Source organism: Alkalilimnicola ehrlichii, assembly GCF_003399765.1.
GTDB lineage: Bacteria > Pseudomonadota > Gammaproteobacteria > Nitrococcales > AK92 > AK92.
This window is the reverse complement of the sequence record NZ_NFZV01000010.1, coordinates 135,659-147,621: the sequence shown is the minus strand read 5'-3', so window position 1 is coordinate 147,621 and position 11,963 is coordinate 135,659. Positions and strand designations below refer to the sequence as shown.

The following is an 11,963-nucleotide window of genomic DNA, read 5'->3' as shown; positions in this document are numbered from 1 at the left end:
GTCGTGCCCATGGTCATGGTCGTGGTCGTGCCCATGACCGTGCACAGCCCATACGCTGTTAACGGAGGTAAGGATCAGGCGATCAAGCACCGTCCCGCTCGGGGCTAGAATGCCGGCCACTTGGTATGGATGATCCCCGTGTACGTGATCGCTGGCCCCAAGCCCATGGACGCCAACAAACGTATCGCCTAGCGTTAGGCCCGATTGGGCGGCTACCTCGGCGCCGATTACCGCCTGGAAGTCGGTTTCCCAAAGGCCGCCTTCGCGTACGCTCGTATTGTATAGGTCCACGTAACCGTGTTCCGTGCCGACGATTCTATAGCCCTGGAAATTGTCGCCCAACGCCAGCGGTATCGTGTTACCCACCATCGGGTGGTTCCTTACCCATTCGGCATCGGCCAGCGGAATGTTGCCGGTTGGTACGTCGATATGAAAGACATTGGCCAGGATGATTTGCAGCGGGCTGCCTTTGGCGCCCACGACCAAGTCCACTCCCGCTGCATCGCGCGTTAAGCGGTCCTGCACCTGGTGGTTGACCAAGAGAAGCGTGACGATGGTCGCCATGCCGAGAGCGAACAGCAGGAGATTGAGAAGGACGCTAAGACGATTAGCCCGAAGATATGCAGTGGTGAGTTTGAGTAAGTTCATCACGCAGTCTCTACATCAAGATCCAAACGGTGCTCGAAGGACGCTTTGATTCGCCCGTCGTGTGTGGCGACGACTAGCGTCGCGCCGCAGGCCGCGGCTTGTTGCTGCAAGAGTTCGAGTACGGTTTGGCAATGACGGTCGTCCAGGCTCGCTGTCGGTTCGTCGGCCAGTATTAAGCGAGGTTTGTTGACGACAGCCCGCGCCAGTCCGACTCGTTGGGCTTGGCCTTGGCTGAGCTGTTCCGGGTAACGCTTCATGTGTTCGCCAAGTCCGAGCTCGTCCAGCAGACTTTTCGCCCGCTCCGGATCTTGCGGAAGGCCCGCTAAGTATTGGGCGAGCAATAGGTTGTCGAGCACTGTCAGCGCGTGAACGAGGTGTATCTGCTGAAATACTAAGCCGATATGACGGCCGCGGAAGCGATCCATCGCCGCACCGCGCAGTTTTGCCAAATCGGTGTCGGCCACCGTGACGCTACCTTGGTCGGGATGTAGTACCCCGGCCAGTAAGTGCAGTAGCGTCGTTTTGCCCGAGCCGGAAGGGCCTAGCAGCAGCCGGTGTTCGCCTTGTTTGGCGGCCCAATCGGGAAGTTCCAGCGTTGTGCCGTCAGGGTAACGATATCGTATTGATTTTACTTCGAACATTGTTTAATCCGGTACGTAAATCATGCGCCCATCGGGTAATCGGTAGGCTACGCCAGCTTTCACACCTTCGCCCGTGCCAATCTCGCCGCTGGATTCGTAGCGCTCCAGCACTTCCCCTTGCTTGACGATAATTTCCATGGTGTCGCTACCGGGGTTGCGTATAACCATGACATCGTCGTCGGTAAAGGGGTTGAGTGGGTTTTGGACGATGACGATCAGCAGTATACCGATTACTACCAAAAACACGTCGATCAGGTTAACAACAGAGAGAATAGGATCGTCCTCCTCTTGATCGAGAAAACGGCTCATAAGGCCTCCTCCCGCTTACGTTCGATTTGACGCAGCTCGGTAAGCAGCCAACGGCGGCGTACGATGAGCACGGCGAACGCGATGGAAGCGCTGAGCAGGGCCAGGATGACGGCAGCAAAAGCAATCACTAGATTTTCGCCAACGCCGTCCGTTTGGTTCGTCGACAGCGCGAGCAAGGCCGGCCCCATCGGAATCATCGTGGCAACCAAGCCGAGCATCGGCGCGCTGCGGGTGGTAATCCGCAGGGCTTCGAGTCGGCGCAGGATCCAGAGTTCCAGATCGTCGCTGCTGCCGCCGTGTCGCCGATAGTACGCGGCCAGTTCCGAGCGATGCTTGCCCCGCGCCCGCGCAAAACTTTCCAGCAAAAAACCGCCCAAGGCAAAGAAGGCGTATATAAAGGCAATCATGATCAAAATTAGCACCGGTGTTAAGAACAACCGGGAGATCTCGAACATGGTTAGTTCCAGCCAGTTCATAAGTGCTCCTAGAGGCGATTTTGTCGGTAGCGTTGATAAAAGGCTCCGGCGGCAACGATAAGCAGCAGGAGTAAGGCGTAGAGCCAAGCGCTGTGAGCCGTCGGCGGATAGGCATGCTCGACGACGGGTTCCAAAACCGGGCCGGTAACGGCTTCGATCCCTGTAGCGGGAGCACCGGAAAGGCCGAACCCGATCGCCAGCTCGTCCACGTAATCGCGGAACGCCGCGTTAAGGCTGCCGACCTGGTGTTGCTCTACGAGCTCCAGGTAGCGCTCTACCAACTCCCGTTGGGTGGTTTCGGAGGCGTCCCAGTAGTGGGTGCGAACCGCCTCTAGTAAACGCTCGATGATTTGCCCATGCGCGTGCGGATTATGGGCCTCGAACCACTCGGAGAGGCCGAGATCTAGTGCATCTTGAACGTAGGTATCGTGTAGTGCTTGCCACTGGTCCGCGCGTACGGTACCCGGCTCCATCACTTGCCAACCCCATACGTTATTCACCGTATTCAAGAGACTTAACGTGCCGGCATACCCTTCGCCCTGCATCGCACCTATCCATCCCGGGTGGAGATAGCGGCTACGCAGTTCGGCGGCGAGGAATCGATCCGCCGTCGTCAAATGTTGCCGGTTGGGGTCGCGTAAGTCGGCGATGTACAGCTCCGGGCTTGCGCCCGTTAGGGTGCGAGTGGCGAGTGCTATCCCGCCGAGAAACTCGAAGGGATGATCGGTGGAGAGTAGACCGTGGAGGTTGCTTGAGCGGGCGAGCACCGCGCCGTCGATGCGTTTCAGTTGCTCGGCATAAAGGTTGACGCCGTCGATTCGGCGCCCCCAGTTACCGTCTCCCGTGGCATAGGCGTACTGCATTCTTTCCAGGTAGGCGGCGGCGAGTTCGCTATCGTTTTGCCACCGGTCGCTCGCCATGACCTGTTCGGGCAAGCCTGTTCCATAGCGGCCGAGCGGATTGCCGAACAGTCGGGCCGCGGCAAGGTGTTCGGCCTCGCTAGACGTTAAGCCGTTGTCGAGGAGTTGCTGGCGGATGCGTTGTGCATGCTGAAAAACAGCGTTATCGGCTTCGTCCAGCCTGGCGAGTTCTGCGATGGCTTCCGCCAATAGGTGCAAGAAGGGGTCGAACTGATCGCGGTAAGTCCCGGTGAGGGATACGACGACGTCGATTCTGGGGCGTTCCAACTCATCGGCGGGGATGATGTGCAAGCGTTCCAGCCGCCCGCCACGATCCCAAACCGGCTTAAGCCCAAGGGCATGTAACACTTGCGCTTCCAGTACGCCGAAGTGGCGCATGGCTTCCGACGACCACAGCGAGAAGGCCAGACTCTGCGGGTATTCGCCGTGCTTTTGGCGGTGACTGGACAGCAAGCCTTGTAATGCTTCGCCGCCGGCGGCATAGGCTTGCGGCGTCGGTAGTTTTGCGGGGTCGAAACCGTAAAGATTGCGGCCGGTCGGTAGGCTGTCGGGATTGCGAATCGGATCGCCGCCATAGGAGGTGGGAATATAGCGCCCGTCGAGTGCGGCCAACAGGGCCTCGATTTCGCTGTTATCGCGGAGGTGGCGGAAATATCTCTCCGCTACCTCCATTGTGTCGCTCAAGTGCGTTGGCGCTGGCGACTGCTCCAGTAGGTGCGATGCCAGGAGACGGTAAGGTTTCGAGTTTTGCACCGCGTCGAAATTGTCGACGAAGAGTTCGTCGATATCGACACCTTCGATCTGTGCATAGTACGCATCGCCCAGCATTTGCATTACCGTGCTGAGTATATGGCGTTCGTCGGCCGAGCGGCCGAACGTGTGCAGTGCCAAGGGCTGAGCCGCGCGGGCAAGCTCATGCAAATAGTCGTGCAAGTCGTGTAGGAAATGTTCGAAGTGGTCGCGGATGTCCCGATTACGCCATCCCAAGTCTTTGTACAACGTGTCGTTTAGCACCGTTTCGACGATGGCTTCGCGGGTCCGTTCGCGCACGGGGCCCTGGTCCAGCATTTCGTAGTGGTGAATGAGCTCGTGCAGCTCGACCAAATCGCCGTAAAGACCGGCGGGAGCAAAAGGCGGGGTTTGGTGGCTGATCGTGGTGGCACGCCCGCGCCGCTTGGTTTGCAGGGCCTCCCCGATGTTGTCGACGATATAGGGATAGATAACGGGTATATCGGCGATCAGCAGATTGGGCCAGTCGTCGGCGGCTAAGCCTCGGTCTTTGCCGGGCAGCCACTCCTGGCTGCCGTGGGTGCCGAAATGAATAATGGCATCGACACCTAAAACTTCCCGTACATACAGATAAGTCGCTAGATAAATATGATCGGGCGGCGCCGCATCGTTATGGATATTGGCGCCCCGGCGAGGCGGCTGCGGCAACCAGGTAAGCTTGCCGGAACGGTGGCGCGGGATTATGAAATAGTGCTCCCCGTCGCGCTCGATAACGAATGCATGACTTTCCGGCTCGCCCCAATGCTCCAAGAGCGCTTGCCGGCGCTGCTCGGGTAGCTCGTTTAGCCAAGCCCGATAATGGGTAAGCGGCAACAAGCCCGCGCGCCCATCGTCTAATAGCGCCGGTGCTTCCTCCGGATAGTAGTACGGCCGGAGCATGGCCGTGCCGTGTTCGATGAACGCGGCTTCCGCCAGCGGTTGGAGATTGTAACCGGCTGCTGCGAGTTCAGCGCTCACATGCGCCAAACTACGCGGAACATTAAGGTGCGAGGCGGAGAGATTGCTCTCGCCGCTGGGATAGTTGTAGTAAAACAGAGCTACCTGCCGGTCTGCTCGCGGAGTCCGCCTCAGGTTTGCTAAGTTGCGGGCCTTACCGAGCAGCGCATCGATTTGCTCGGTAAGCGGCATCGAGTGCCCGTTGTCGACGGCGCCGATGACCTGCGGGTCAATCAAACCCATGTACTCGGGGGTGACCAAAAAGCCGGGCACCATGCGCGAAGGTATGCCGCTGGCTTCGGTTTGCCATTCGGCGGGGCTGCCATCGCGAAAACCTAATGTCTGGATGACCGGCACATCTAAGCGCTCGAACTGGGCCCGCAGCCCGTCGGCGTCATGAAGATGACGCGTGTTGAAAAGGACGTCGATGCGACTTTTCTCGCCATCGTGCAGATAGTCGATTAGCGGCGTCTCGTCGCCGCTCGGGTAATAAAACAGAAGGGGGATCAGACCGTGGGCTTCGGCCCGTTCGACGATTTTATCGAGCACCGCCGTCTGCTCGTCGCCGATGCTGTTCTCGTGAATCAGGCCGGCGACAACCGGGCGCTCGTCGTGCTTGCCGCGGCGAGTCCAGTTCAAATAGTCGGCGATGTCGCTAACGACCCGCTCTGGGTGCGCGGGGTGATAAACCCCGGCAGCAGGCAAGGGTAGGGGAGGCTCCACGGTCCCTTCTCTGCCGAACAAGCCGACATTGAGGTAATTGAAGAAGCGTTGAAAATTCGTGCGGCCGCCGTATCGATAGTAAGCGCCGAGGCGCTCGGCATCGGTCGGGCTCAAGCCCTGTGCCCTATGTTCGCGGCCTATGCTTTGTAAAAGCGGCGGTGCGGCATCGTCCTGAAGCAGCGGCGCTAGGGCGTTTCGAGCATGCATGGCATCGATGCCCCGCGGCGTATCGACGAGGATGAAATGTGCGCGGGCTTGGTCGTCTGCGAGCGTTTGTGCGTCAAGGTGTTCGACTCGCCGGTAGAGGAAATCGATATCGGCCTCGTCGGCGACCTGGCTTAGGAGGTCAAGTTTTCCGCTCAGGACAAACTCGGTCGTGTAAGCAATGACAAGCGGGCGCTGAGCATCGCTGGCAGTTGCGGTGCCGCCGACCGCAGCGAGCAAGATTCCGCACAGCAGGCACCGTATAACAAGGAAAGCTGGCATGGGGTATCTCGTTTGCATAGGCGTTAAAAGGAGGCGGTGAGGGAGGCCCGGTAAAAGCGCCCGATCTCTTCGTCGCTGAATGCATCGGAGCGGTCCGAAAGCCTTAAATCGGTGAGGTTATCTATGCCGAAGTGCAACGTGATCGGTTCTCTCAGCGGAAGACTCAGGTTCGTGTGCAAAAGGTTGTAGGACGGGAGCCGCTCCCGATTCGCGCCGGAGCCCGTTACCTGAGGGCCAACGTGTTCGGCCCTTAGGTATGCGGTTATCCCTTGCCGGGCCTGCCATTGCAGGCGGCTGTTGGCGCGGTGACGCGGCCGATGGCTAAGCCGCTCGTTATTGCCTCGGTCGCGAGCGTCGAGGTAGGTGTAGTTAAGGGATAACGCTAGACCAAGCGGCAGCGGTGTGTCGAACGCTGCCTCAAGGCCCTGCAGCCGGGCGCGGTCGACGTTGGTATAACTGCGTAGTTCGGACGGATTGCCGGCGCCGCAGTTGTTGATGCAGTGCGTTTGGATGAGGTCGCGGACATGGGTGTGGAACAGGGTAAGTTCCGCCCGTGCGGTGTCGTGGTAGGCTAGGCCAACTTCGTAACTAGCACTGGTTTCGGGATCTAAATCGGGGTTGCCGACGACGGTGAAACGACCGCCGCCGCCAACCGTACTGAACTGCGACGAGAGTTGTTTCAAAGTAGGCGCTTTGAAACCTTCGCCGTAACCGGCTTTGAAGGTCAGACTGTCAGTCCAGTGGTGAAGCCAGTAAAGCCGAGGGCTGAGCGTCCATCCATAAACATCGTGACGATCGGCACGGGCGCCGGCGGTAACGAGCATCGTGTCGCCGATAAAGTATTCGTCTTGTACGAAAACGGCGCGGTGAGCGGCTTGCTCCCGGCCGGTGTCCGAGAAGGCGTTATCGCGCAGCCGTTCGCGGCGATACTCGCCACCGACGGTTAGAAGGTGATCCTCTCCAAGCGGGTGGCTGAGGTGGCCGTCGACGACTCGGTCGGTGAGCCGTTGCGGCGGAGCGGAAGCGCTTTGGTCGCTACGGCGGTTGGTTCTCTCTAGCTCCGACTGATAAAGCCGTAATCCGCTCTCCAGCGCGCCGTATTCGCCACGGTGTGTGAGCGAGTAGTGTTGGCGGCGAATATCGTCGCGCGATTCATAAACGGCAGGCCCTGCCGCAGTATCGCGCCAGCGCTCTTCCTTGCTTTCCGAGAGGCGCAGATCGAACCGCTGCGTACTGCTCGGCGTAAAGCTTAAGTTCACGCTGCCGGCGAGCGCCTCGCGACCCTCCAATTCGCTAAGGGTTTTGTTGTTTTTATCCGGGGTTGCGGCCCGCTTTTGGAGCTCAGCCTGTATACCGATGCCTAGTACGTCTTTGACGAGCGGGCCGCTAAGGTTGGCGGCATATTGTTGGGTTTCGCCGCCCCGACCGTCTTCTCGCACCCCCCACCGACGGTTCCGCTCAGGCGCCAGATATCCGTGGCCGGACGTGTGATCACGTTCACCACCCCACCCAGTGCTTCCGAGCCGTATAAGGAGGACATGGGGCCGCGGACGACCTCGATTCTTTCTATCGCGTCGATGGGAACCCAGCCGAGATTAAAATCGGCATGGGCAATGACATCGTCGGCGGCACTGATCCGCATGCCGTCTATGAGAATCAGCGAGTGGTCCGGCTGCATGCCGCGAATGTTAACGCCACGCCGCGTAAAGCCGACCGAGCTGAGACTAATCCCGGGGCCGCCGTCAACGGCTTCGGCCAGGTTTTGCGCTCCGCGACGCCGGATGTCCTCTCCCGCAATTACGGTGACGGATGCGGGAGCGTCCCGATGATCCATGGCGCGCGGCGAAGCCGTAACGACCAGGGGTGCGAGAGAATCCGCTTCAGTCGCACCGGTGCTGGAAAAGCCAACGATTAACGTGCCCGTTAAAAACGCATTGAGCACGAAGCGGGGGAGGGGGGAGCCGCTCAGCGGGGAGAGTGCATTGCGGGCCAATGATACTAACCGGGTGTGCGGGTGCTTAATCATGGCGGTATGGCGAGTTTCGTCGTAGTTATTAGCGCAGTCGAAACGTTATAACATAACGCTTGCGACGGCAAGCTATAGCCATTGCGATGGATTCATCCGTCGCTGAATTTGTGAGAGGATTCACCGGTATTCGGTGCGAGATGCTTCGCCGGGGTAACGTATCTCCGCGTGGGGTGGATTAAATGAAGGTTTCCCGAACGGTAACGGTTAAAGAAGCGCCGAATAATTTCCCTTGCCACCTCGGTGGGGGCGGCAGCGAGAGGTAAGGGCATTGTTTCGCGTTACCTTGAAGGGCTTATGAAAGGCATGAGGGGAGTGAATAGCATGAAGGCAAACGCCTTGGCGTCTTGGGCATTGGGTTTTGTCTTAGCCGGTATGCCGATGATGGCGGCGTGGGCAGATTTTGCGGCCGATTCGATTCAAGTGAGCGACCCGTTTGCGCGGGCTACGCCGCCGGGAATGGAAAACAGCGCGGCCTATATGACGCTTCGCAATCCAAGCGACGAGACGTTCGCACTGGTTGCCGCCGAGTCGACCATTGCGCAGACCGTGGAGCTGCACACGCATTTGCATGAAGATGGTGTGATGAAAATGCGCAAGGTGGAGGAGATTATCGTCCCTGCCGGCGACGAAATTGGGCTGGAGCCGGGCGGTTATCACATTATGTTGTTAGGGCTTGAGCATGCCTTGGCAGCTGGGGACGACGTGCCGCTCACGTTGATTTTTAATGACGGTAGTCGTTTGGATGTGACCGCCGAAGCGCGGCATCCGAGTGGACATCGCCGTCATGGTCATGGTGGAGGCCACCATAGCCATTAAAAGATGGTTCATCACGCATCGCTACCGACAATAGCGACTAAGCATAGACCTTAGCGCGATAAACATAAAAAGGGACAAGGGCGTGAACGATAAGTAGCCGGTCGGCCATGAAGGCCGATCGGCTACTTTGATTGGCGAGAACTAATACCTTAGTTCTGCTCCTCTTCGACCGTTTCTTCCTGGAAGAAGGCTGTATCGTCGTCCTCTTCGTCTACCTCGGCCTGCTCCTCTTCGGCCATGGCGACGTCGCCTTCCTCGTCGAGGTTAAGCTGCGCGAGCGTTTCGGCATCCAGCTGGCCGGTTGCGTCTATGCCTTGGTCCTGCTGATACTGGCTAAGCGCTTCTTCGGTTTCCGGACCCCAGATCCCGTCTTCGGCGATGTCTTGCCCTTCTTGATTAAGCGCTTGTTGCAGCTGAAGGATCAGTTCGTCGCTAACCGGTGGCTCGACTTCGGCCATTTCATCGTCGGTTTCGACGGCCCAGTCATCTTCGGCGACCTCGTCACGCTCTTCGTCGAACGGGGCAAACTGCTCGGTGTCCTCGTCCTCTTCGAACAGGGCAACGTCATCTTCGCCCTCGCGATCGATTTCCACCTGCTCTTCCTGTTGATCAATCTGCGCCCGGTCCTCGTCCTCGGCGAACGCCCAAGCCGGCGTCATTACCAGTGCGCCCGCGGCAGCCATGGCCAGTAGTTCCTTTTTGAAATTCATTCAGCACCTCCTTGCGCTTACGATCATTACCGGCAAGCGTTCCGCTCGTCGGTCGATAAAACCGTATTCGGTTATATCAGTAGCAAATAATTGTGGCGTTTAGGAGGTATTCAAGGGGAAAACGGCGGGAAAGCGCTTAAGTTTGTTCGTTATTGGTTTTTTTCTTTTATTGCAGTGCCTTGGGTTTGTTCTTTTGTCGGTTTTCTTGCCAATCTGTCGCCATTAGGCGACAGATTGGTGTGTGTAAAAAGTGGCTATGTTGCCTTATTGGCTTGTAGTGGTGAAAAATAGGGTTCATCGACACCCAAAATAACCCCAACCAAACCATCATCCCGCCAAAGCGCGATGAACCGAAAGCATGCTCTTTTGCGGCGAAGCAAAGCCCCTTGAGCTTAAATGCAACGGGCCCTTTTTCCGGTGTCGGCTTAAGTTTCTGTTTTCGGAACGTTATCGCGTAATTCTCGCAACCACAGTTCGGCTTCGGAGTCGCTGGGCGCTCGCCAATCCCCGCGCGGCGATAGCGAGCCGCCGGAGCCGACCTTCGGCCCGTTGGGGATGCAGGTGCGTTTGAACTGGCTGATTTTGAAGAAGCGATATAAGAATAATTCCAGCCAGTGCTTAATTTGATCGATGTCGTATTGGTTGCGCTTCTCGGGGGCAAGGTCCGGCGGCCAGGCGCCTCGATTGCGATCGTGCCAGGCCTGCCAAGAAAGGAAGGCAACTTTGCTGGGGCGAAAGCCGTAACGGGTTACATAATAGATGTTGAAATCCTGCAACTCGTAAGGACCAATTTTAGCTTCGGTGCTTTGGGCCGGTTCGCCGCTATCGTCCTCCCCGGGGACTAGCTCGGGGGAGATTTCCGTATCGAGCACGGCTTGTAAGGTCTCCGCCGTCGCCGAATCGAATTGTCGAGAGCTTATTACCCAACGAATTAGGTATTGAATCAGCGTTTTTGGTACGGAGACATTGACGTTGTAGTGCGACATGTGGTCGCCCACGCCGTAAGTCGCCCAGCCTAGGGCCAACTCGCTTAGGTCGCCGGTTCCGACCACCATGGCGTGATGTCGGTTGGCGAGCCGAAATAAATGCGATGTGCGCTCGCCAGCTTGCACATTCTCGAAGGTGACATCGTACACCGGCTCGCCTTCGGCAGCCGGATGGCCGATGTCGCGGAGCATCTGCTGGCAGGAGGGGCGGATGTCGATCTCTGCGGCCGTTACGCCCAAGTCGCGCATCAATGCATGCGCATTTTTAAGGTTGTATTGCTGGTGGCGAAGCCGGGCATGGTGTAGGCATAGATATTCGTTCTCGGTAAGCCTAGTCGATCCATGGTTTTGGCAGCGACAATAAGGGCATGCGTTGAATCAAGCCCCCCGGAGACGCCGATAACCAAGCGTTCTATACCGCTGCTTTGAATGCGTTTTGCGAGCCCGTGAACCTGAATGTTATAGGCTTCGTAGCACTGCTCGTCGCGCTTCTCCAGGTCGCTCGGGACGTATGGGAAGCGCTCCAGCGGGCGTTTCAGTTCATGAACGCGTTCCGGTGCCGAGAAGGTAAAGCCGACTCGGCGTAGACGACGCACCTGCTCCCGGTGCACGCCCGCGGTGTCGGTGAAGGTATGCGTGCGCATGCGCTCTTGCGCGAGCCGCTCCAGGTCGATATCGGCTAGGATTAACTGCTCGCTGCTGGGGAAACGCTCCGACTCTGCCAGACGCTTACCGTTTTCGAAAATAACGGCATGGCCGTCCCAAGCCAGGTCGTTGGTCGACTCGCCGGGGCCTGCGGCGGAGTAGAGGTACGCGGCAATACATTTGCCGCTTTGTGCCGCGCAAAGATCGCGCCGATCTTCGGCTTTGCCGATGGTGATGTTACTTGCCGATAAATTGGCCAACACGGTCGCGCCCGCCATGGCCGCATAGGTGCTGGGCGGAATCGGCGCCCAGACGTCTTCGCAGATCTCGGTGTGCAGAATGAAATCGGGCCAATTATCGGCCGCATAGAGTAGGTCGTTGCCAAACGGGGCGCTTTGTCCCAGTAATTCGATGGTATCGCGGACGGTATCGCGCCCGGAGGTAAATTGACGCTTCTCGTAGTACTCGCGGTAATTAGGCAAGTAAGTCTTGGGCGCGACCCCGAGGATGCGGCCGCGATAGAGCGTTATCGCGACGTTGAAAAGTCGGCCGTCCACCCGTAGCGGCATGCCAATTAGCAGCAGGGGAGCGAGGTCGGCGCTGGCGTCGATCAGCGTTTGCAAAGCCTCCAGGCACGCCTCAAGCAAGGCGTCTTGATGAAATAAGTCGTCATTGCTATAAGCGGATAGACCTAACTCGGGGAAAAGTGCGACGCCGGCGCCCGCGTCCGATGCTCGTTGTGCGAGCTCTAAGGTGCGTTCGGCGTTAAAACGCGGATCGGCAACGCGTACGGCGGGCATGCAGACGGCGCAGCGAAGAAATCCGTGGGTGTAGATCGAGTAGAAATCC

The 11,963-nt window shown here is 58.3% G+C and carries 9 protein-coding genes and 1 pseudogene; 1 reads left to right on the top strand and 9 read right to left on the bottom strand.

What is annotated here, in order from left to right:
* The 7 genes from CAI21_RS11585 to CAI21_RS11555 all read right to left on the bottom strand — a co-directional run.
* A partial coding sequence (locus CAI21_RS11585; RefSeq protein WP_181919387.1) for an ABC transporter permease occupies positions 1-648 on the bottom strand: 648 nt, incomplete at its 3' end.
* Positions 648-1,289: an ABC transporter ATP-binding protein gene (locus CAI21_RS11580; RefSeq protein WP_116302428.1), complete on the bottom strand. Its 642-nt coding sequence runs from the start codon at positions 1,287-1,289 to the stop codon at positions 648-650. The genes CAI21_RS11585 and CAI21_RS11580, both read right to left, overlap by 1 nt.
* Positions 1,290-1,292: 3 nt before the next feature.
* The gene (locus CAI21_RS11575) at positions 1,293-1,598 is read right to left on the bottom strand and encodes a DUF2149 domain-containing protein (RefSeq protein WP_116302427.1); all 306 of its coding nucleotides are present in this window, start codon (positions 1,596-1,598) and stop codon (positions 1,293-1,295) included.
* On the bottom strand, positions 1,595-2,074 hold the full coding sequence (locus CAI21_RS11570) for a MotA/TolQ/ExbB proton channel family protein (protein WP_116302426.1): 480 nt from the start codon (positions 2,072-2,074) through the stop codon (positions 1,595-1,597). Before CAI21_RS11570 ends, CAI21_RS11575 begins: the two co-directional genes overlap by 4 nt.
* 8 nt (positions 2,075-2,082) lie before the next feature.
* Entirely contained in the window at positions 2,083-5,928 is a 3,846-nt protein-coding gene (gene cobN, locus CAI21_RS11565) for a cobaltochelatase subunit CobN (RefSeq protein ID WP_181919386.1), read from the bottom strand.
* Positions 5,929-5,951: 23 nt separating this feature from the next.
* A complete protein-coding gene (locus CAI21_RS11560; RefSeq protein ID WP_181919385.1) occupies positions 5,952-7,367 on the bottom strand; it encodes a TonB-dependent receptor domain-containing protein in 1,416 nt (471 codons plus the stop codon).
* On the bottom strand, positions 7,289-7,954 hold the full coding sequence (locus tag CAI21_RS11555) for a TonB-dependent receptor plug domain-containing protein (protein ID WP_116302423.1): 666 nt from the start codon (positions 7,952-7,954) through the stop codon (positions 7,289-7,291). Before CAI21_RS11555 ends, CAI21_RS11560 begins: the two co-directional genes overlap by 79 nt.
* Before the next feature lie 324 nt (positions 7,955-8,278).
* Between CAI21_RS11555 and CAI21_RS11550 the strand changes: the two genes are divergently transcribed.
* Complete coding sequence (locus CAI21_RS11550) at positions 8,279-8,773, top strand: copper chaperone PCu(A)C (protein WP_258868259.1); 495 nt, start codon at positions 8,279-8,281, stop codon at positions 8,771-8,773.
* A gap of 149 nt (positions 8,774-8,922) precedes the next feature.
* Here CAI21_RS11550 and CAI21_RS11545 read toward each other — a convergent pair whose 3' ends face one another.
* Positions 8,923-9,483, bottom strand: a complete 561-nt coding sequence (locus CAI21_RS11545; protein ID WP_116302422.1) for a peptidoglycan-binding domain-containing protein — start codon at positions 9,481-9,483, stop codon at positions 8,923-8,925.
* A gap of 425 nt (positions 9,484-9,908) precedes the next feature.
* A pseudogene (locus tag CAI21_RS11540) lies at positions 9,909-11,914 on the bottom strand (NAD(+) synthase).
* Between the last annotated feature and the right edge of the window lie 49 nt (positions 11,915-11,963).